General features: G+C 64.6%; 22 protein-coding genes. 3 read left to right on the top strand and 19 right to left on the bottom strand.

The annotated features are described in order from the left end of the window. Positions 1-5 precede the first annotated feature (5 nt). From pabC to GJV37_RS05100, 8 genes are all read right to left on the bottom strand, one after another. Positions 6-821, bottom strand: coding sequence for an aminodeoxychorismate lyase (pabC, locus tag GJV37_RS05135; RefSeq protein ID WP_038803738.1), 816 nt, complete (start codon positions 819-821; stop codon positions 6-8). Beyond that, entirely contained in the window at positions 821-2065 is a 1245-nt protein-coding gene (fabF, locus tag GJV37_RS05130; RefSeq protein WP_024764480.1) for a beta-ketoacyl-ACP synthase II, read from the bottom strand. The genes pabC and fabF overlap by 1 nt, the downstream gene beginning before the upstream one ends. Before the next feature lie 118 nt (positions 2066-2183). After that, positions 2184-2420, bottom strand: a complete 237-nt coding sequence (acpP, locus tag GJV37_RS05125) for an acyl carrier protein (RefSeq protein ID WP_015477931.1) — start codon at positions 2418-2420, stop codon at positions 2184-2186. A 191-nt stretch (positions 2421-2611) separates the two neighbouring features. Then, the gene (fabG, locus tag GJV37_RS05120) at positions 2612-3355 is read right to left on the bottom strand and encodes a 3-oxoacyl-ACP reductase FabG (RefSeq protein ID WP_037014455.1); all 744 of its coding nucleotides are present in this window, start codon (positions 3353-3355) and stop codon (positions 2612-2614) included. 14 nt (positions 3356-3369) lie between these two features. Next, a complete protein-coding gene (fabD, locus tag GJV37_RS05115; RefSeq protein ID WP_024764479.1) occupies positions 3370-4308 on the bottom strand; it encodes an ACP S-malonyltransferase in 939 nt (312 codons plus the stop codon). Between the two features lie 104 nt (positions 4309-4412). After that, positions 4413-5420: a phosphate acyltransferase PlsX gene (plsX, locus tag GJV37_RS05110; protein WP_083196101.1), complete on the bottom strand. Its 1008-nt coding sequence runs from the start codon at positions 5418-5420 to the stop codon at positions 4413-4415. Between the two features lie 3 nt (positions 5421-5423). Beyond that, positions 5424-5606 (bottom strand): 50S ribosomal protein L32, encoded by a 183-nt coding sequence (gene rpmF, locus GJV37_RS05105; protein ID WP_009621425.1) that lies wholly within the window; start codon positions 5604-5606, stop codon positions 5424-5426. Positions 5607-5619: 13 nt separating this feature from the next. Beyond that, positions 5620-6150: a YceD family protein gene (locus GJV37_RS05100; protein WP_038803737.1), complete on the bottom strand. Its 531-nt coding sequence runs from the start codon at positions 6148-6150 to the stop codon at positions 5620-5622. A 112-nt stretch (positions 6151-6262) separates the two neighbouring features. Here GJV37_RS05100 and GJV37_RS05095 point away from each other — a divergent pair, with 112 nt between their 5' ends. Beyond that, positions 6263-6841: a Maf family protein gene (locus tag GJV37_RS05095; protein ID WP_170858387.1), complete on the top strand. Its 579-nt coding sequence runs from the start codon at positions 6263-6265 to the stop codon at positions 6839-6841. Between the two features lie 83 nt (positions 6842-6924). Here the strand turns inward: GJV37_RS05095 and GJV37_RS05090 are convergent, their stop codons facing one another. From GJV37_RS05090 to rluC, 3 genes are read right to left on the bottom strand one after another with little or no spacing between them, the layout of a single operon-like run. After that, positions 6925-7920, bottom strand: coding sequence for a S49 family peptidase (locus GJV37_RS05090; RefSeq protein ID WP_024766670.1), 996 nt, complete (start codon positions 7918-7920; stop codon positions 6925-6927). Then, positions 7920-8606 carry an HAD-IIIA family hydrolase gene (locus GJV37_RS05085; RefSeq protein WP_024766671.1) on the bottom strand — a complete coding sequence of 229 codons (687 nt, stop codon included), beginning with the start codon at positions 8604-8606 and terminating at the stop codon, positions 7920-7922. The genes GJV37_RS05090 and GJV37_RS05085 overlap by 1 nt, the downstream gene beginning before the upstream one ends. Next, complete coding sequence (gene rluC / locus GJV37_RS05080) at positions 8599-9555, bottom strand: 23S rRNA pseudouridine(955/2504/2580) synthase RluC (RefSeq protein ID WP_024766672.1); 957 nt, start codon at positions 9553-9555, stop codon at positions 8599-8601. Before rluC ends, GJV37_RS05085 begins: the two co-directional genes overlap by 8 nt. A gap of 589 nt (positions 9556-10144) precedes the next feature. On the opposite strand from rluC, the gene rne reads away from it, so the two are divergent. Continuing rightward, a complete protein-coding gene (rne, locus tag GJV37_RS05075) occupies positions 10145-13306 on the top strand; it encodes a ribonuclease E (RefSeq protein WP_170858386.1) in 3162 nt (1053 codons plus the stop codon). A gap of 277 nt (positions 13307-13583) precedes the next feature. Here rne and murB read toward each other — a convergent pair whose 3' ends face one another. The 8 genes from murB to GJV37_RS05035 form a co-directional block, all read right to left on the bottom strand. Further along, positions 13584-14603 (bottom strand): UDP-N-acetylmuramate dehydrogenase, encoded by a 1020-nt coding sequence (gene murB / locus GJV37_RS05070; RefSeq protein WP_170858385.1) that lies wholly within the window; start codon positions 14601-14603, stop codon positions 13584-13586. Beyond that, positions 14600-15064: a low molecular weight protein-tyrosine-phosphatase gene (locus GJV37_RS05065; RefSeq protein WP_170858384.1), complete on the bottom strand. Its 465-nt coding sequence runs from the start codon at positions 15062-15064 to the stop codon at positions 14600-14602. The genes murB and GJV37_RS05065 overlap by 4 nt, the downstream gene beginning before the upstream one ends. Then, complete coding sequence (gene kdsB, locus GJV37_RS05060) at positions 15064-15828, bottom strand: 3-deoxy-manno-octulosonate cytidylyltransferase (protein ID WP_065084902.1); 765 nt, start codon at positions 15826-15828, stop codon at positions 15064-15066. The genes GJV37_RS05065 and kdsB overlap by 1 nt, the downstream gene beginning before the upstream one ends. 4 nt (positions 15829-15832) lie before the next feature. Beyond that, positions 15833-16018 carry a Trm112 family protein gene (locus GJV37_RS05055; RefSeq protein ID WP_009621404.1) on the bottom strand — a complete coding sequence of 62 codons (186 nt, stop codon included), beginning with the start codon at positions 16016-16018 and terminating at the stop codon, positions 15833-15835. A 58-nt stretch (positions 16019-16076) separates the two neighbouring features. Further along, entirely contained in the window at positions 16077-17075 is a 999-nt protein-coding gene (gene lpxK, locus GJV37_RS05050) for a tetraacyldisaccharide 4'-kinase (RefSeq protein ID WP_170858383.1), read from the bottom strand. Beyond that, a complete protein-coding gene (locus tag GJV37_RS05045) occupies positions 17075-17524 on the bottom strand; it encodes an ExbD/TolR family protein (protein ID WP_024766674.1) in 450 nt (149 codons plus the stop codon). Before GJV37_RS05045 ends, lpxK begins: the two co-directional genes overlap by 1 nt. Beyond that, on the bottom strand, positions 17521-18156 hold the full coding sequence (locus tag GJV37_RS05040) for a MotA/TolQ/ExbB proton channel family protein (protein ID WP_024766675.1): 636 nt from the start codon (positions 18154-18156) through the stop codon (positions 17521-17523). Before GJV37_RS05040 ends, GJV37_RS05045 begins: the two co-directional genes overlap by 4 nt. Before the next feature lie 71 nt (positions 18157-18227). Then, entirely contained in the window at positions 18228-20438 is a 2211-nt protein-coding gene (locus GJV37_RS05035; RefSeq protein ID WP_170858518.1) for a DNA internalization-related competence protein ComEC/Rec2, read from the bottom strand. Positions 20439-20600: 162 nt separating this feature from the next. Here GJV37_RS05035 and GJV37_RS05030 point away from each other — a divergent pair, with 162 nt between their 5' ends. After that, positions 20601-21131, top strand: coding sequence for a DUF2062 domain-containing protein (locus tag GJV37_RS05030; RefSeq protein ID WP_024766677.1), 531 nt, complete (start codon positions 20601-20603; stop codon positions 21129-21131). Positions 21132-21147: the final 16 nt, after the last annotated feature.

The raw sequence follows: 21147 nt of genomic DNA, 5'->3' as shown, positions 1-21147 counted from the left end.
ACGTATCAGGAATCCAGAAGTTCGCGGAGTTGGCCCTGCAGTTTACGGGTCAGGGGCCCGACCGGCCAAGTGAACTCGGCCACGCCGAGCACCGGCCAGATACCGTAGAGACTGTTGCAGAGAAAGACCTCGTCGGCGTCCGCCAGTTCGCCGTGCTCGATGTCGCGCACGATGACCGGCAGGCCCAGGCTACGGGCGCGCTCGATGATCTCGGCGCGCATGACCCCGGCAACGCCGCAGCGACCGAGGTCTGCGGTGATCAACTCGCCGTGCTTCACGAGGAACAGGTTGCTGAACACACCTTCGACGACGCGCCCGGAAACATCGCGCATCAATCCTTCGGCGAAAGCCGGATCGCTCCATTCGGCGCGAGCCAGGACCTGCTCCAGGCGATTGAGGTGCTTGAGGCCGGCCAGCAGTGGCTGCTCGGCCAGGCGGGTGGCGCAGGAGAAGAGCCTGACGCCCTCCTCCCAATTCTTCGCCGGGTAAGCCGGCGCAGGCGAGGCCAGCAATAGTCGGCGCACCTGGGCATCGGCCTGCGGTGCGTAGCCACGCACGCCTTCGCCGCGGGTCAGCACCAGCTTGGCGACACCATCACCCAGCAGGGTGGAGAAACGCAGGATTTCATCTTCGACGAGATCGAGCGAGACCGGCAGGGACAGGCGCCTGACGCCCTCCTCCAGTCTTGCCCGATGGCGCGCCAGCAGGCGCGGACGGCCTGCGGACACGCGGATGGTCTCGAACAACCCGTCGCCGTAGGCCAGTCCGCGATCACGCGCGGACAGCACCTCGGCGTTCTGGCCGTCGATCCAGCTCAGCATCAGCCCTGGAACCGGCGGAACACCAGGGAACCGTTGGTGCCACCGAAGCCGAAGGAGTTGGACAAGGCGACGTCGATCGGACGCTCCTTGGCCTGGTGGGCGACCAGGTCGAGGTCGCAGCCTTCGCTGGGGTTATCCAGGTTGATGGTCGGCGGAGCCACCTGATCACGCAGCGCAAGCACGCTGAAGATCGCCTCGACCGCGCCGGCAGCACCCAGCAGGTGGCCGGTCATCGACTTGGTGGAGCTCATCGACAGCTTGTAGGCGTGGTCGCCGAAGATCGACTTCACCGCGGAGATCTCCGCGATATCGCCGGCCGGCGTCGAGGTGCCGTGGGCGTTGATGTAATCAACCTGCTCGGGATTCAGGCCGGCATCGCGCAGTGCGGCTTTCATGCAGCGTGCAGCGCCTGCGCCGTCTTCCGGCGGAGCAGTCATGTGGAAGGCATCTCCGCTCATGCCGAAACCGACGATTTCTGCGTAGATGCGAGCGCCACGAGCCTTGGCGTGCTCCAGTTCCTCCAGCACCAGGGAACCTGCGCCGTCGGAGAGCACGAAGCCGTCGCGATCCTGGTCCCAGGGACGGCTGGCCTTGGTCGGCTCGTCGTTGCGGGTGGACAGCGCACGAGCGGCACCGAAGCCGCCCAGGCCAAGACCACAAGCCGCCATTTCGGACCCACCGGCGACCATCACGTCAGCGTCGCCGTAAGCGATGTTGCGCGCGGCCATGCCGATATTGTGGGTGCCGGTGGTGCAGGCGGTGGTGATGGCGTAGTTGGGGCCCTGCAGACCGAGGTTGATCGACAGGAACCCGGAAACCATGTTGATGACCGAACCGGGCACGAAGAACGGCGAGATGCGCCGCGGGCCCTGCTCGAACAGCGAACGACAGGTGTTTTCGATATTGGTCAGACCGCCGATGCCCGAACCGATGGCAACGCCGATGCGCTCCCGGTTGGCGTCGGTGACTTCCAGGCCGGAATCGCGCACCGCCTGGTAGCTGGCGGCCAGGCCGTACTGGATGAACAGGTCGAGTTTGCGAGCTTCCTTGGCGGACATGTATTGCTCGACGTCGAACCCTTTCACCGAGCCGCCGAAACGGGTGGCAAAGGCGGACAGGTCCATGTGTTCGATCGGGGCGATACCGCTGCGCCCGGCGAGAATGCCTTCCCAACTGCTCGGCACATCCACACCCAGGGGCGACAACATACCCATGCCAGTGATGACTACGCGTCTACGCGACACTGTGACTTCCTCTCATGTGTTTCACGGCAATAACGCCGGCAGAAGCCGGCGTTAAAGAAAAGCCGCACGCCTTTGCAGGCCGTGCGGCTTCTTTCGTCGGGGAACCGACGACTACGTCTTATGCCTGGTGGGCAACGATGTAGTCGATGGCTTCCTGAACGGTGGTGATCTTCTCGGCTTGCTCGTCGGGGATTTCGGTCTCGAATTCCTCTTCCAGAGCCATCACCAGCTCAACGGTGTCAAGGGAGTCGGCGCCCAGGTCTTCGACGAAGGAAGCGCTGTTGGTGACTTCTTCTTCCTTAACGCCGAGTTGCTCAGCAACGATCTTCTTGACGCGTTCTTCGATGGTGCTCATACCTTGTTTTCACTCCTATGGACAATCCGTACAGCTGGGCTGCGGGTAAGTGTATAGAAAGGGATTTCTGCATTTCAAGCTGAACGCTGACGCCCCTTCCGGCAATCCAGATGCTCTGCCTATTCCAGCGTCACAACGCTTGGAGAACTTTAGACAGCGCATATGACATCGCCACGAAGGAACTCGTCACATCAGCTCATGTACATTCCGCCATTCACCGGTACCGTGGCACCCGTTACATAAGCTGCGCCCTCGGAAGCGAGGAATGCTACCACTTTGGCGATCTCTTCGGCTTGTCCCAGTCGACCCAGCGGAATCTGACCGAGCAGTGCTTCACGCTGGGCTTCGGGCAACTCACGGGTCATGTCGGTGTCGATGAAGCCCGGAGCGACCGCGTTGACAGTGATAGCACGGGAACCGACTTCGCGCGCCAGGGCACGGGTGAAGCCTTCCAGACCGGCCTTGGCCGCCGCGTAGTTGGTCTGCCCGGCATTACCCATGGCACCGACGACCGAACCGATATTGATGATGCGACCCCAGCGCGCCTTGGTCATGCCGCGCAGCACGGCTTTCGACAGACGGTAGAGGCTGTTGAGGTTGGTGTTGACCACGTCGAACCACTCATCGTCTTTCATGCGCATCAGCAGGTTATCGCGGGTGATACCTGCGTTATTGACGACGATAGCCGGTGCGCCAGACTCTTTCTGAATGGCCTCGACTACGGCGGTGACGGACTCGTCATTGGACACATCGAGCACCATGCCGGAGCCCTGGATACCGTTTTCCTTGAGGTACTCGGAAATCTTCTGCGCGCCGGACTCGCTGGTGGCAGTGCCGACCACGGTGGCGCCCATGCGGCCCAGTTCCAGAGCGATGGCCTGGCCGATACCACGGCTCGCGCCGGTAACCAGGGCAACCTTACCTTGCAGACTCATGCCTTATCTCCTGTTCAAGCCAGAGCCGCGCGAGCCGCGCCAAAGGCGTCCGCGGAATCCAGGTTATGGGTGGTTACGCCCTTCGCGCAACGCTTGTTCAAACCAGCCAGCACCTTGCCCGGGCCGCATTCGACCAGGTCAGTGACGCCCTTTTCGGCCAGCAACTGGACGCTCTCGACCCAGCGTACCGGGCTGTACAGCTGCGCCAACAGGTCGCGCTTGAGCGAAGCCAGATCAGCCGGAACCTGGGCGGTGACGTTCTGTACCAGGGCAATCTGCGGCATCTGCCACTGAACGGCCTCGACCGCCTCGGCGAAACGCTCGGCAGCCGGACGCATCAGCTCGCAGTGCGACGGCACGCTGACCGGCAGCGCCACGGCACGCTTGGCCCCGCGCGTCTTGCAAGCCTCGATGGCACGCTCGACGGCCTTGGCCGCCCCCGCGATCACCACCTGACCCGGCGCGTTGAAATTCACCGCACTGACCACTTCGCCCTGGGCCGCTTCGGCGCAGGCGGCAAGCACATCAGCGTCTTCCAGGCCGAGAATGGCAGCCATGCCGCCGGTACCGGCGGGAACAGCTTCCTGCATCAATTGGCCACGGCGCTCGACCAGCTTTACCGCGTCGGCGAAGGCCAGGCTGCCAGCAGCGACCAGAGCGGAATATTCGCCCAGGCTATGGCCGGCAACATAAGCCGGCTGCACGCCGCCTTCGGCCAGCCACAGACGCCAGAGGGCGATGGAGGCCGTAAGGATCGCGGGCTGGGTCTTGTCGGTCTGGTTCAGGCGCTCTTCAGGGCCCTCCTGGACCAGGGCCCAGAGGTCATAACCCAGGGCGGCGGAGGCTTCGGCGAAGGTTTCGCGCACGATGGCGTGCTGGGCACCCAGTTCGGCAAGCATGCCGAGCGACTGCGAACCTTGACCGGGGAATACGAAGGCGAGGGATGCGGACATTGCAACAGGTCCCTTTTGTCTATGTCGTCAAATGGATAGCGCCGGCGAGAGCCTGGCGCATTGAACTGACAGTTGGATGACGGTCTGACGACCGCGGTCACACATTAGAGCAGATGTTCCAATCGGCCATGCAGCCGCTGGGGCAGATTCTCGCGAACTTCCAGCAGCGCGCGACGCAAGGCGCTCTGAATGCCCTCTTCCTTCGCACTGCCGTGACTCTTCACCACGATGCCCTGCAACCCCAGGAAACTCGCGCCATTGTGCTGGGACGGCGTCAGATCGCCCCGCAGACGGCGCAGGAAAGGCATCGCCATCAAGCCGACCGCCTTGGCCGGCAGGCTGGAATTGAACAGTTCCTCCAGACGCGCCGCCACCATGGCCGCCAGGCCTTCGCTGGACTTGAGCAGGATATTGCCGACGAAGCCGTCGCAGACCACTACATCGGCCAACCCACGATACAGGCCATCGCCTTCGATGTAGCCGATGTAGTTCACCCCGCGCGCCTGCTGCAGAAGGCTGGCCGCCAGCTTCACCTGCTGGTTGCCCTTGATGTCTTCGGTGCCGACATTCAGCAGCGCGACCCTGGGGTCGATCTTGCCCAACGCTTCCGCCGCCACGGCGCCCATGACGGCGAACTGGTAGAGATGCTCGGCGCTGCAGTCGACGTTGGCGCCCAAATCGAGCAGATGGCAGTGGCCGGTCTGCGTCGGCACTGCAGTCACCATCGCCGGGCGGTCGATGCCGGGCAGGGTCTTGAGCAAGTAGCGGGACAGCGCCATCAGCGCACCGGTATTGCCGGCACTGACGCAGGCATGGGCCTTGCCATCCCGAACCAGTTCGAGGGCAACACGCATGGAGGAGTCGGGCTTGCCACGCAACGCCTGTGACGGACGCTCGTCCATCGTGACGATTTCGCTGGCGTGATGAATGTGAAGACGCTGGCGCTCGGCCGGAGACAGGCCACGCAGGTGTTCTTCTAGCAGAGGAGCTTGGCCGACGAGGACCAGCTGGAGGGAAGCATATTCGGCCAGAAAGGAAATACAGGCCGGAACAATGCAGTGGGGACCGTAGTCCCCACCCATTGCATCAATCGCGATGATTGGTGCGGACAAAGATTACTCGTCAGAGCCTTTGTCTACGACCTTGCGGCCGCGATAGAAACCGTCCGGGGAGACGTGGTGGCGCAGGTGAACTTCACCGGTGCTCTTTTCCACGGACAGAGCGTTCGCGTCCAGGGCATCGTGCGAACGACGCATGTCACGAGCGGAACGGGATTTTTTGTTCTGCTGAACAGCCATGATTGATTAACTCCTAAACGTTTGGGTCACGCTTCAACTGCGCCAGTACGCTGAACGGATTGGGCCGTTCTTCGACGTTCTCGCTCGGTTCGGGCGCTGTAGCGTATCCCACCGGCTGCTGGCAATCCTCAGGGTCATGGACCGGCACGATGGGCAAGGCGAGCAGCAACTCGTCCTCGGCCAGCGAGGTCAGGTCGATGGGGTCATCCCCCACCTCCAATGCATCGTAGCCACTGGGCAGATCATCGATCGACTTGCCTTCCGGAATGATGACGTAATCGTACGCACCACCCACATGGAAGTTGGCCGGCTCGAGACAGCGCTGGCATACCATGCTCACCTCGGCGTCGAGTTCGACGTGCATGACCGCCAGCTTCTGCTGATCACGGAAGAAGGAAAACTTCGCGTGAATCTTGCCATCACTGCTGGTCAGTTGCTCGTTGAGACGTGGCATCTTGGCGATCGGCAGCTCACCTTCGAGGGTGGCGGCGCGTTCTACCAATTTGCGCGGATCAACGTGAGGTGGTATCGGTCCATTCAACATAAGCGCGCCATTATAGGGATGCACCCGAAGCTGTCAAAGGAAATTAGCCATAAACCGCTGTATGGACAGACCTTTTCGCTAGAATCGCGGCGACGCACCGAAGGAGTTATCCATGCTACCCCTGATCCTGGCTTCCAGCTCGCCCTATCGCCGCGAACTGCTGCAGCGCCTGCGCCTGCCGTTCGAATGCGCCAGCCCCGACGTCGACGAAACACCGCTGCCGGGCGAAAGCGCCGAGCAACTGGTGCGCCGGCTGGCGGAAAGCAAGGCGCGCACTCTCGCCCAGCGATATCCCAACCACCTGATCATCGGCTCGGACCAGGCCGCCGTAAATGGCAGCAGGATACTCGGCAAGCCCCATACCATCGAACGCGCCACCGAACAGCTGAAAGACGCCAGCGGCAAGAGCGTGAGCTTCCTCACCGGCCTCTGCCTGCTGAACAGCCAGAGCGGTGGGGCGCAGGTCGACTGCGTGCCCTTCACCGTGTACTTCCGCGACCTCGACGAAGCACGCATCCGCCGCTACCTCGAGATCGAGCAACCTTTCGACTGCGCCGGCAGCTTCAAGGCCGAAGGCCTGGGCGTCAGCCTGTTCCGCGCCACCGAAGGCGAGGACGCCACCAGCCTGATCGGCTTGCCGCTGATCCGCCTGGTGGACATGCTGCTCGCCGAACAGGTACCCGTGCCCTGAAAAAGAAGGCCTGACCCGCAAGACGGAAACAAAAAGGCCCGGAAATCGCCAGGCCTTTTCCTTCCTTATATAAGGAAGAGCACTCAGCGCAGCGCTGGCCCCTGGAAGCCCATCCACATGGCCATGCGCTCGGCGACACTGGCACCAAGCTTCTTGGTGAAGCGATCAAAGGCGGTTTCCTGGACCGTGTAGTCCACGATTTCCTTCTCCTTGATGACTTCGCGCGCCACGTAGCTTGAGCTGCCCAGGCCATCGATCAACCCCAACTGCAGCGCCTGCTCACCGGACCAGATGAGGCCGGAGAACAGCTCCGGGTGCTCCTTGTCCTTCAGGCGGTCGCCACGACCTTTCTTCACGCTATCGATGAACTGCTTGTGCGTGACGTCCAGCACCTGTTGCCAGAAGGCGGTTTCATCCGCTTTCGGCGGCTGGAACGGATCGAGGAAGGCCTTGTGCTCACCGGAGGTATAGATTCGACGATCCACACCCAGCTTCTCCATGGTGCCGACAAAGCCGAAAGTGGCCGCCGTCACGCCAATGGAACCGACCAGGCTGGCCTTGTCCGCGTAGATCTGATCGGCAGCACTGGCAATGTAGTAAGCACCGGACGCCCCCAGATCACTGATGACGGCGTAGACCTTGATATCCGGATGCTCACCACGCAGGCGCTTGATTTCATCGTAGATATAGCCGGACTGTACCGGGCTGCCGCCCGGGCTATTGATGCGCAGGACGATGCCCTTGGTGCCGGCATCCTCGAACGCCGAGCGCAGCGCGCCAACGATGTTGTCGGCACTGGCCGCCTCGTTGTCGGCGATCATGCCTTTCACCTCGATCAGCGCGGTATGGCTGGCGCTGCGCGAGGCGGACTTGGACAGGCCACTGAAGGGACTGAACAATGCCAGGGCGCCAAACAGGTAGACAAAAGTCAGCAACTTGAAAAAGATGCCCCAGCGGCGCGACCGGCGCTGCTCCTGGACACCGGCCAGCACGGCCTTCTCCAGCAGCTTCCAGCTCTTGTCGTCGCCCGCCGCGGTTTGTGCAGCCTTGCTATCGTCCGCCTTCCATTCATCCGACATCAGTTGCCTACCTCGAGCACTGGTTTGACCGAGCGCCCGGCGAGCCAGGCGCGCAATTCATTGAAATGATTCACTTCCAGCGCCGGAGCATACTCCCGAAGGACCTCCAGCGACTGAGCACCATAGCCCACCGCCACCGAATCCATGCCGGCTCGGCGCGCCATTTCCAGATCGAAAGGCGAATCGCCCACCATCAGCGCGTCACGGGCATCGACCCGGCAATGCTCGAGAATCTCATGCAGCATGCGCGGATCCGGCTTGCTCGCCGACTCGTCGGCGGCGCGGGTGATATCGAAGAAGTCCGTCCACCCCTGCCCCGCCAGCACGCGATCCAGCCCACGGCGGTTCTTGCCAGTGGCGACCGCCAACTGGTAGCCCGAGCCCCGAAACTCAGCCATTGCCTCGGCCACACCGGGGAACAACGGCGACGGCCGCACTTCCAGGCTCAAATAGTGATCGCCGTAGTCCCGGCGGAAACGATCCAGCGGCTCGCCTTCTTCGACTTCGGGATACAGGGTCTGAATAGCCTCCGGCAGCCCAAGACCGATAATGCCCTTGATCGCCTCCTCGCTACGCGCCGGGAGACCGGAACCGACCGCCGCCACCCGCATCGCCTCGACGATACGACCGATGGAGTCCACCAGCGTGCCATCCCAATCGAAGATCAGCAGGGAATACTCACGCATCCAGGCGCTCCACGGTACGCTGCCAGATATCGTCCACCGGCGCCTCCAGCTCCAGCACCGAGCCGTCGGGCATCGGCACTCGCAGGAACGCGGAATGCAGGAACAGGCGCTTGCCGCCCAACTCGCGGATCTCGCGGGAGAAATCCTCGTCGCCGTACTTGGGGTCGCCGGCAATGGAATGACCGGCATGTTTGGCATGCACACGGATCTGGTGGGTGCGACCGGTAATCGGGCGCGCCTCCACCAAGGTGGCAAAATCACCGAAGCGGCGCAGCACCTTGAACTCGGTCAGCGCTTCCTTGCCCTCGGGATTCACTTCCACCACGCGTTCGCCGGAGCGCAGGTTGTTCTTCAGCAGCGGCACGGCAATCTGCTTCTTCGCCGCCGGCCAGTTGCCGCGCACCAGGGCATGGTAGCGCTTGTCCACGATGCGCTCGCCGCGCAGGGCGTCGTGCAAGTGACGCAGCATGCTGCGCTTCTTGGCGATCATCAGCAGGCCGGACGTATCACGATCCAGGCGATGCACCAGTTCCAGGTCCTTGCACTCAGGGCGCAGTTGACGGAACGCCTCGATGACCCCGTAGTTCAGCCCACTGCCGCCGTGCACGGCGATACCGGTGGGCTTGTTCACCACGATCAGCGCCTTGTCTTCGAAGACGATGGCAGCCTCCAGGCGCTCGAGCAGCCCCTGCGCCAGCGGCACCGGCTCGTCGCGCTCAGCCAGGCGCAGCGGCGGGACGCGTATCACGTCACCCGCCTGCAGCTTGTACTCGGGCTTGATCCGGCCCTTGTTGACCCGCACCTCACCCTTGCGAAGGATGCGGTAGATCAGGGTCTTGGGCACGCCCTTGAGCTGGGTGCGGAGGAAATTGTCGATTCGTTGGCCGGCATACTCCGGCGCGACTTCAAGCAGCTGGACGCCGGAAGTCGGAGGGGCGGGATTAGTCATCCGAATATAATAACAATTTTTCATTCAATTGAAGCACTTAATCATTGCTGCTATATTCGGGAGGCCGCCAAAAGTGGCCAGGCCTGCGGATGATCGCGTAATCGCCATCCCCAACCGCCTGCAAACACATTGAAAGGACACCAGGCAGTCCCCGGAAGCGTTGCAACGGCCCGAGCGATTCTCGCGCCGACAGCGCCTCGAAACCCAGGCCTTGAGACATGACCACGGCAACCAAGGTCGCCGTGATAAAAGCCAACCCGCTCCCGGATTCAGCGAGTGGCACCCGGCTCTTAGGGAAATGTGCAGGGCGGAGATGCACAACTGTCGGATTGCGTTGCGTTCATGCCTTGAACGCATGCCTTGAACGTAGACGCACTTATCGTCCGCATCTGACAGTCAATTCCTCCTCCTGATGAGTGCTTGTTCTTACACAACAAGCAGGAAACGTAGTCGCGGCACAGCAGTTCTATCCTGCTGCCGCTGGACACGGGAATGGTCCGCCATTCCTGAGTACGTGCCTTAGCACCGACCGTGAGAGTCGTGTGTGCCGATCGCCGTTTCCGGTGGCCCCGGAAACCATTGGTACTACATGAAAAGAATGCTGATCAACGCGACTCAACCCGAAGAGTTGCGTGTAGCGCTGGTAGACGGCCAACGCCTGTTCGACCTGGACATCGAGTCCGGCGCGCGCGAACAGAAGAAGGCCAACATCTACAAAGGCCGCATTACCCGCATCGAGCCGAGCCTCGAGGCTGCATTCGTCGACTTCGGCGCCGAACGCCACGGCTTCCTCCCCCTCAAAGAAATCTCCCGCGAATACTTCAAGAAGAACCCCGAAGGCCGCATCAACATCAAGGACGTCCTGAGCGAAGGCCAGGAAGTCATCGTCCAGGTCGAGAAAGAAGAGCGTGGCAACAAGGGCGCCGCCCTGACCACCTTCATCAGCCTCGCCGGCCGCTACCTGGTGCTCATGCCCAACAACCCGCGCGCTGGCGGCATCTCCCGCCGCATCGAGGGTGAAGAGCGCAACGAACTGCGCGAAGCCCTGAACGGCCTGACCGTTCCCGGCGACATGGGTCTGATCGTCCGCACCGCGGGCCTGGGCCGCAGTTCCGAAGAGCTGCAATGGGACCTGGACTACCTGCTGCAACTGTGGGGCGCCATCAAGGAAGCCTCCGGCGAGCGCAGCGGCCCGTTCCTGATCTACCAGGAAAGCAACGTCATCATCCGCGCCATCCGCGACTACCTGCGCCAGGACATCGGCGAAGTGCTGATCGACAGCCTCGACGCCCAGGAAGAGGCCCTGAACTTCATCCAGCAGGTCATGCCGCAGTACGCGAGCAAGGTGAAGCTGTACCAGGACAGCGTTCCGCTGTTCAACCGCTTCCAGATCGAGAGCCAGATCGAAACCGCCTTCCAGCGCGAAGTGAAGCTGCCGTCGGGTGGCTCCATCGTCATCGATCCGACCGAAGCCCTGGTGTCCATCGACATCAACTCGGCGCGCGCCACCAAGGGCGGCGACATCGAGGAAACCGCCCTGCAGACCAACCTGGAAGCGGCCGAGGAAATCGCCCGCCAACTGCGTCTGCGTGACATCGGCGGCCTGATCGTCATCGACTTCATCGACATGACCCCGGCGAAGAACCAGCGCGCCGTGGAAGAACGCGTCCGCGAAGCCCTGGAAGCCGACCGTGCCCGCGTCCAGGTCGGCCGCATCTCGCGCTTCGGCCTGCTGGAAATGTCCCGTCAGCGCCTGCGTCCGTCCCTGGGCGAGACCAGCGGCATCGTCTGCCCGCGTTGCAACGGCCAGGGCATCATCCGCGACGTCGAGTCCCTGTCGCTGGCCATCCTGCGCCTGATCGAGGAAGAAGCCCTGAAGGACCGCACCGCCGAAGTTCGTGCGCGCGTGCCGTTCCAGGTTGCCGCCTTCCTGCTCAACGAGAAGCGCAACGCCATCACCAAGATCGAGCTGCGTACCCGTGCACGCATCTTCATCCTGCCGGACGACCACCTGGAAACGCCGCACTTCGAAGTCCAGCGCCTGCGCGACGACAACCCCGAACTGCTGTCCGGCCACGCCAGCTACGAGATGGCCCCGGAAGAGCACGAGGAAGTCCAGCCGGTCAGCGCCACCCGCACCCTGGTTCGCCAGGAAGCCGCGGTGAAGACCGTTTCCCCGCAGACCCCTGCCCCGCAGCAGACCGCTGCCGCAGCGCCGGTTGTCGAAGCCACCAAACCCATGCCTGAGCCGAGCCTGTTCCAGGGCCTGGTGAAGTCGCTGGTAGGCCTGTTCGCCGGCAGCAAGCCGGAGCCGACCCCGGTGGCCGCCGAGAAACCGGCCACCGAGCGCAGCGAAGGCCAGGGCGAACGTCGCAACGGTCGCCAGCAGAACCGTCGCCGCGACGGTCGTGACGGCGGTCGCCGTGACGACGAGCGCAAAGAACGCGGTCGTCGCGAAGAGCGCGGCGAGCGCGCCGAACGCCCGGCCCGCGAAGAGCGCCAGCCGCGCGAAGAGCGTGCAGAACGTCAGCCCCGCGAAGAGCGTCAACCGCGCGAAGAGCGTGCCGAGCGCCAGCCGCGCGAGGAGCGCCAGCCGCGTGAAGAGCGCGCCGAACGCCAGCCGCGCGAAGAACGCACCGAGCGTCAGCCCCGCGAAGAACGCCAGCCGCGTGAAGAACGCGCCGAGCGTCAACCGCGTGAGGAACGCCAGCCGCGCGAAGAGCGCCAGCCTCGTGGCGAGCGCGCCGAGCGTCAGCCCCGTGAAGAGCGTCAACCGCGTGAAGACCGTCAGGCTCGCGATGCTGCCGCCCTTGAGGCCGAAGAGCTGCCGAACGAGGAGCTGCTGGAGCAACAGGACGACGAAGGTTCGGATGACGAGCGTCCGCGTCGCCGCTCCCGCGGCCAGCGCCGCCGCAGCAACCGCCGCGAGCGCCAGCGTGAAGCCGGCGTGGATGGTGTTGAAGGTGAAGCGACTGGCGCCGAAGGCACCGCCGAGCAGGCTGCTTCCGACACTCCGTCGCCCGCTGCCATGGTCGCTGCCGCTGCTACCGCCGTTGCCGTAGCCGAAGCTGCTGGCGAGCAGGAGCAACCGGCTGTCGAAGCCCAGGTCGAGACCGTTGCGGTCGAGTCCGGCGTCGTCGAGGCCGTTCGCACCGAGAGCGCCCTGGAGCAGACCATCGAGTTCCTGGCCAAGCCCGCCGAACAGGCTGCGGAGCCGGTCGAAGCCGCCCACGAAACCGTTGAAGTGGTGGCTACCGAGCCTACCATTGCGGAAGAAGCGCCGACCCCGGCTGCTGAAGCCGTGATCGAAGCCGTCGCCCAACTGGTCGGAGAGCCCAAGGCAGAAGCGCCGGCCGCTGCCGAAGAAGCCCCGGCAGCTGCTCCGGCGCCCGCCGAAGAAGCCGCCTCGGCCGTTCCGGCCAACGCTACCGGTCGTGCCTCCAATGACCCGCGCGAGCGCCGTCGTCAGGAGCGCCTGGCCCGCGAAGCCGCCGCTGCTGCAGCTGCTGCCCCGCAGGTCGAGCAGGCTCCGGTTGTCGAAGCGGTGATCGAGGAAGCTGCCGTCGTCGAAGCTGAAGTCGCGGCCGAACCGGCTGCCGACATCACAGCAGAGACTGTTGTGGCCGAAGCGGTGAGTGAAGCCGAAGCCCAATCCGTGGAGCAGGCCGAACCGGCTGCCGAACAGGTTGAAGGCGACAAAGCCGAGAAGACCGAGGAAGAAGGCACCGTGGTTGAGAAACACCACAGCTGATAGCTTCCGAGCATGAAAAGGGGGATGCCTAGGCATCCCCTTTTTTATTGCCCGCAATGCGATAACCTCCCCCTTTTCGCCGTAGCAGACTCCGTCCGCGATTGGCTCGCCATCGCGCCGATATCGCGGACAAACCTGCTCCCACGTTCAGCCTGACTCAGCAGCTAGGGACCGTCCGCGAGCAAGCTCGCTCCTACAAAGCCCCGGCCTGATTTGCGCTGGTGAGCAGGCACAAAAAAGGGATGCCGAAGCATCCCTTTTTCCATCTGAAGCAACCTCAGTAGAGATTCGGCTCCATCTCCAGCTCCACGCCAAAGCGCTGCTGGATGTCATCCCGGATACGCAGCGCCAGATCATGCAACTGCGACCCGGTAGCGCCCCCGTAGTTGACCAGGACCAGCGCCTGCTGCGCGTGGACGCCAGCAGCGCCCTCGCGGAAGCCCTTCCAGCCAGCCTTGTCGATCAGCCAGCCAGCAGCCAGCTTGCTCTGGCCGTCACCCTGCGGGTAGGCCACCAGGTCGCTGTAGCGCTGACGCAGCGCCACTGCCTGATCCGCGGACACTACCGGGTTCTTGAAGAAGCTGCCGGCATTGCCCAGCACAGCAGGGTCCGGGAGCTTTTCGCGACGAATCGCGCAGATCACCCGCGAGACGTCGGCCGCCGTCGGTTCGGTCACGCCCTCCTCCGCCAGGCGCTGGCGCACAGGACCGTAGTCCAGGTGCAGTTTTGCCACACGGCTCAAGGCGAAGCGCACACGCAGGATCAGCCAGCGACCGGGCTCGCGCTTGAAGCGACTTTCGCGGTAGGCGAAGGCGCAGTCCTCCAGGTCGAACTCGCGCAGCTCGCCCGTCTGGCGGTCCAGCGCGGTCAGGCCGGCGAACACATCCTTGAGCTCCACGCCATAGGCGCCGATGTTCTGCATGGGCGCAGCGCCCACGGTACCCGGAATCAGGCTGAGGTTTTCCAGCCCAGCGAAGCCCTGGGACAGGGTCCAGCGCACGAAGCCGTCCCACACCTCGCCGGCCTCTGCCTCGACCACCACCCGCTCGCCATCATCACTGAGGATGCGAACGCCGCGGGAAGCCATGCGCAGCGCCAGCGCCTCGACGTCGCGGGTCAGCAGCAGGTTGCTGCCGCCACCGATGACCATCAACGGCAGCCCCTTCCGCACCGCCGCAGCAATGCCTTCGCGCACCTCGGCGTCGTCATGGGCCTGGGCAAACCAGCGTGCCGCGACATCGACGCCGAAGGTATTGTAGGGCTTGAGGGAAATGCGTTCTTGCAGTTGCAGCGTCACAGTCGCCCCTTCACTTCCGTCAGCAGGCCGTCGCAGGCCCTTTCCACCAGGTCCAACACCCGCTCGAAACCATCCTCGCCGCCATAGTACGGATCGGGGACTTCGTCGATTTCCAGCTCGTAGCGAGCCAGGAACAGGTCCAATTCGGCCTTGCCGCTGCTGCCGCGCAATCGCTTCAGGTCACGCAGGTTGGCGTTGTCCATGGCCAGGACCAGGTCGTAGCGGGAGAAATCCGCCGCACTGACCTGTCGTGCCCGCAGGCTCGACAGGTCATAACCACGGCGCAGCGCCGCGGCACGGGTGCGCGCATCCGGCGCCTTGCCGACATGCCAGTCGCCGGTGCCGGCCGAATCGATCTCCACTCGATCCTCAAGGCCCGCCTCGCGGACCTTGTGGCGGAACACGCCTTCGGCGGTGGGAGAACGGCAGATATTGCCCAGGCAGACGAACAGGACCTTCATCAGGCCCCCAGGATGCGCCGCACGCGCTCCAGGTCTTCCGGGGTATCGACGCCGGCTTGCGGCGCTTCCAGGGCGTCCGCCACATGGATGCGCACGCCATGCCAGAGCGCCCGCAGCTGTTCCAGGCATTCGGTGTCTTCGAGCCAGCACGGCCCCCAGGCCACGAAATCACGCAGGAAGCGCGCGCGATAGGCGTAGATGCCGATGTGGCGGCGGTAGGGCACGTTGGCCGGCAGCGATTCGCGATCCACGGCGAAGGCATCGCGCGCCCAGGGCAGCGTGGCGCGGCTGAAGGTCAGGGCCAGGCCGTTCTTGTCGCTGACCACCTTGACGATGTTCGGGTTGAACAGCGCGGCCGGATCATGGATTTCCTCGCACAGGGTGGCGATGCCCGCTTCCGGGTGTGCCGCAAGATTGGCGGCCACCTGGTCGATGATCGACGGCGGCACCAGCGGCTCGTCGCCCTGCACGTTGACCACGATGGCGTCGTCGGCCAGGCCCAGCGCATCGGCCACTTCCGCCAGGCGGTCGGTGCCGGAGTTGTGGTCGGCGCGGGTCAGCACCACCTGGGCACCGAAGCCTTGGCAGGCATCGAAGATGCGCTGGTCGTCGGTGGCGACCACCACCTGGGTGGCAGAACTTTTGCCGGCCTGCGCCCAGACGTGCTGGATCATGGGTTTGCCGGCGATGTCCTGCAGTGGTTTGCCGGGCAGGCGGGTGGAGGCGTAGCGGGCGGGAATGACGACGGTGTAGGCCTGGCTCATGGGATTACTTGTCCAGACGCTCGTCGACGTTCAGGGTACGCGCCTCGCCTTCGAGCATCACCGGGATGCCGTCGCGCACCGGGTAGGCCAGGCCGTCGGCCTTGCAGATCAGCTCGGACTTGTCGTCGGTGAGCTTGAGCGGGCCCTTGCACAGCGGACAGGCGAGGATATCGAGGAGTTTCGGGTCCATGGTGCGTTCCTTGAGCTTGAAAGGATTGAAAGCTGGCAGCGCAGGTTACGACGGCGGATCAGCGGGCGACCAGGCGCTCGAGCTGGGCGTCGAACCAGGCGACGAAGGCCGGCGAGGGCTGCGCTTCGACGGCGAGGTACCACCAGTCGGGCGCGGCGAAGGACCGGCATTTCACCGCATCCTTCTCGGTCATGACCAGCGGCAGTTCCGGCGTGAAGCGCAGCTGCTCGGCGGTAAAGGCCGCATGGTCGGGGAAGGGATGCGGAATCGGCCGCCAGTTTAGCGCCTCGAGCGTCGTGAAGAAACGCCGCGGGTTGCCGATGCCGGCCAGGGCATGGAGTGCCTGACCGGCGGGGAAATGCTCGACGCCACGGCGTTCGCCGCTGGCCAGGTTGATCAAGGCAGATGGTTGCAGGGTGAAGGAGAACGCCCCCGGCGGGTCGCTGGGCGCGCCGTTGTACAGCACGGCGTCGACTTCACCCAGGCGCTCGGCCGGTTCGCGCAGCGGCCCGGCGGGCAGGCAGCGGCCGTTGCCGAGACCACGGGCGGCGTCGATCAGCACCAGTTCCAGGTCGCGGGCCAGGCGGTAATGCTGCAGGCCGTCGTCGCAGAGGATCAGGTCCAGCGGTTCTTCGGCCAGCAGTGCGCGCACGGCACTGGAGCGATCCGGGTCGATCATCAGCGGCACGCCGCAACGGCGCACGATCATCAGTGGCTCGTCGCCCGCTTCCGCCGCCGATTGCTCGGCGCGCACGCGCCAGGGCGTCTGCGGCGGCTTGGCGCCATAGCCACGGCTGACCACGCCGACCTTCAGCCCGCGGGCGCGGCAGTGCTCGATCAACCAGAGGATCATCGGCGTCTTGCCGGTGCCGCCGACGGTGATGTTGCCGACCACGATGATCGGCACGGGGGCACGGTAGGCTGGCTTGGCGCCGGAGAGGAAGTCTTCCCGGCGGCCCCGGGCGATGCGCCGGTAGAGCAGTTCGAGCGGCTTGAACAGGGCAAGGGCCGGGTGGCCCTTGTACCAGGCGTCGAGCAGGCGATCGGAGAACGCCATCAGGGGCTCTTCTTGTCCGCCCGGGACTCGATGGTGGTGATGCGCAGGTGGGTGAAGCCCAGCTTGCCGGCGGCATCCATCGCGGTGACCACGGACTGGTAGTCCACCTTGCCATCGGCGGTGATCACTACCGGCAGGCTGTTGTCGCCGGCGGATTCGCGCTGCATGGCGTTCATCAGGTTTTCCAGGTCGTCGCGCGCCAGGCTCTGGCCGTTGAGCGCGTAGTGACCCTCGACGCTGATGGAGATTTCTAGCTGCTTGATCTCGGTGGCTTCGGGCGGCGTGCCGCTGACCGCCTCGGGCAGTTCAACCTTGAGCTGCGACGGCTTGGTGAACGAGGTGGCGACCACGAAGAACAGCAGCAGCACGAAGATCACGTCGATCAGCGACGCCAGGTTGATGAAGACGTCCTCGCGGGCCGCTCCGCCCGCTCTGCGGCGGAATTTCACGCTTTGCCTTCCTCGACGAAGTCGACTTCGCGGTCGCCCTGGGTCACTTCCACCAGCTTGATGGCTTCCTGCTCCATGGCGATGACCAGCTCATCGACGCGGCGCAGCAGGTAACGATGGAAGAATACTGCGGGGATCGCCACGATCAGGCCGGCCGCGGTGGTGATCAGGGCCTTGGAGATGCCGCCGGCGAGCATCGGCGCGTTGGCCATGCCATCGCCCATGAAGGCGCTGAAGATCTGGATCATGCCGAACACCGTGCCCAGCAGGCCGAGCAGCGGCGCCATGGCGGCGATGGTGCCCAGGGCGTTGAGGTAGCGCTCCAGCTCGTGGATCACGCGGGAAGCGGCTTCCTCGATGCACTCCTTCATGATTTCGCGGCCGTGCTTGGAGTTGGCCAGGCCGGCGGCGAGGATTTCACCCAGCGGGGAGGATGCGCGCAGGTCCTTGAGGGCCTGGCTGTTCATCTTCCTGTCCTTGATCTGCTTCCATACCTGGCCGAGCAACTGCGGCGGGGCCACGCGGCTCAAGCGCAAGGTCCAGAGACGTTCGGCGACGATCGCCATGGCAGCGACGGAGCTCAGCAAGATCGGCAGCATCATCCAGCCGCCAGCTTTGACCAGTTCCCACACAGTGGTGAATCCCCTGAAAAAAAGTGGCGCCACTCTAGCACAGGGGCCGTGACGAGCCGACCGCCCCAGGGTCAATTTTCCTGCCAGAAATGTGCGCCTTCCCGCACTCCCCCAAGCTCGCCATGGGCACCGAGGGTCAGGACTAGCGCGCCCTCCTCCGCCGTATCCTGAATCCGTATGCCCAGCGTACGGAAGCGCTCGACGACCGACGGGTGCGGGTGGCCGTAGGGGTTATTGGCACCGCGCGAGATGATCGCGGTGGATGGACGGATCGCCCGCAGGAAGGCCGGCCCGGAGGAACTACGGCTGCCGTGGTGCCCGGCCAGCAACCAATCGATGCGCTCGGCCGGATGCGCCGCCAGCCAGGCCAGTTCGGCAGATTGTGGCAGGTCGCCAGTGAGCAGGATGCGCTCGCCATTGGCCTCGACTTCCAGCGCGCACGAGCGGTCGTTGCTTTCCCTGGCGCCTGCCCACGTCCAGCTGGACAGGCGTACGTCATCAACCCTCCATTCCTCGATTCGACAGGGGCTTGCCTGCAACTCTGGCGCCAGTCTTTCCGGCTCGCCACTGATAACCTGCGCAGGCCGGAGTGAATGCTTCACCGCCAACGCACCGCCGGCATGGTCATTGTCCGCATGGCTGAGCATCAGCAGATCGAGCTTGCCGACGCCAAGACTCCGCAAGGTCGGCACCACCACCCGCTCGCCGATATCGAAATCTCCGTTGCGCGCACCAGTGTCGTAGAGCCAGCTCTGACTGCGGGTACGGATCAGCACCGAAAGCCCCTGCCCCACGTCCAGTACCCGGATCTCGGCCATGCCCGGCGCGGGCAGCGGAATGCTCGGCCAGAACACCGGCAGGAACATCGCCAGCCCGAGCGAGCGCAGCGGTACTCCCGCCGGCGCCAGCAGCAGGAGCGCACCGAGCATCGCCAGTATCAGCGTCCAGGTTGGCGCCGCCACCGGCTGCCAGGCGGGCGCCAGCTCGGCCATCCATCCGAGCAGACGAAACAGTATTTCCAGCAGGCCGCCGGACACCCAGAGCAGCAACTCCCCCACGCCGGGAACCCCCAGCGCCAGACTGCCCAACAGAGCGAGCGGAACCACGACCAGCTCCACCCAGGGCACCGCAATCAGGTTGGCGGCGACACCGGAAATGCTCAGCGGCAGGCCCAGCGCGATGGACGCCGGCAACAACCCGATCGCCATCAGCCACTGCGCACGCAGCCAGGTGCGCCAGGCCGTCCAGCGCCCCAGGCGGCCGGAGAAGCCGAAGATCAGCAAAGCCACCGCCGCGTAGGACAACCAGAACCCCGGCAGCAACACCACCAAGGGCTCAGCCACCAGCACGGCTAGCAAAGCGCCCAGCAGCGGCGTCCACAATCCCCGATGGCGATAGCGCAAACGCCACAGCAGGACGATGGAGACCATCACGCACGCGCGCTGCAACGGCACCTCGAAGCCCGCCATCAGGCTGTAGGCCCAGGCACCGCTGGCAGCCAGCAGGCAGGCGCAGGGCAACCAGGGCAGACGGGATGGCCAGCAGCCCAGGCGCGCCAGCCCCGCCACGACGGCGTAGAGCAGGCCCGCCAGCAGGGAAATGTGTGAGCCGGAAATCACCATCAGGTGCAGGGTTCCGGTGTCCTGCAGGACCTGCCAGTCCGCCGTGGTCAACCCGGAAGCGTCGCCCAGCACCAGCGCGGCAAGCGCACCAGAGCGCCCCTGGGCGTCCACTGCCAGCAGGCGTTGCCTCCAGGCTTCGCGCCAGGCGCGCGGGCCGCTGGAAGCCTCCAGGCGCTGCCCGTCCTTCACGCTGCCGGTGGCGCCGATGCGCTGGGCAGTGAGCCAGGCCTCGTAATCGAAGCCCACGCCGTTGACCATGCCGTGGGGACGCTTGAGCTTCACTGCCAACCGCCAGCGCTCGCCACCTTCTACCGGCGGCCCGCCGAACCAGGACAGGCGCAGTGTTGCCGGAACCTGCGCGCGCGGGCTGGAAGCCTCGGAGAGCACGAAGCGCACTGAAGGCCCCGAACGATCCGGCAAGCCCTCTACCCTGCCCTCCAGCCACAGCGTGCGGCCGTCCAGCTCCGGCGCCAGCCGGTCATCCAGCGCCCACTGGGCCGATTGGCAGGCCCAGGCGAAGCCGAGCAGGAACAGCCCGACGAAGTAGCCGCGAGTGAACAACAGAGGCAAAGCGCACAATGCGAGAAGCAGCAGCACCCAACCGGATGGCAGCGCCGGCAGCCAGCGCAGCGCCAGCAGTCCCAGGGCCAGAGCGAACATCCCTGCAAGTGGCAACGAATTTATCCCCCAGCGCCACCGAGGCCTCGCACGACTACCGATCCGACAGGCCGACGGCGGTTACACACGGACATAGTTGGCAACGAATGACTGTCACCTAGCTAGGCATAATGTCGCGTCGTCCGTCTGCCAGAGATTTCCTTCATGCCGCGCCGAATCTTCAAGCGCTACATGCCGGATCCGGAGAGCATCAGGAACCACAAGGGCCTGCGCTTTCTCGGACCGCTGATCCAGTCGCCCAACCTCTGGCACCTGAATCGCCGCTCCGTGTCCCGCGCCATGGGCATGGGGCTGTTCGCCGCGTTCATCCCGATCCCGCTGCAGATGCTGCTGGCCGCCTCGTTGGCCGTGTGGGTACGGGCCAACCTGCCGATCTCGGTCGGGCTGGTCTGGCTGACCAACCCGATCACCATGCCGCCGGTGTTCTACTGCACCTACAAGATGGGCGCCTGGGTCATGGGCATCCCCGCTCGCGCCCTGCCCGAGCACCTGACCTGGGAATGGATCAGCGGCGAGTTGTCGCTGCTCTGGCAGCCCTTCCTGCTGGGCTCGGTGATCTGCGGCATCCTGGTCGGCCTCCTCGGTTACCTGCTCACCGAGGGGTACTGGCGCTGGTGGATCGGCCGCAGCTGGCGGCGTCGCCGGGCGCTGCGGAATCTGCAGCGCGGGCTTTAGGAACTTCCTTGCAGGA

The organism is Pseudomonas nitroreducens, from assembly GCF_010994165.1.
Classification (GTDB): Bacteria; Pseudomonadota; Gammaproteobacteria; order Pseudomonadales; family Pseudomonadaceae; genus Pseudomonas; species Pseudomonas nitroreducens.
Note: the sequence above shows the minus strand (reverse complement) of the source record. Positions and strands in the feature narration are given on the sequence as shown.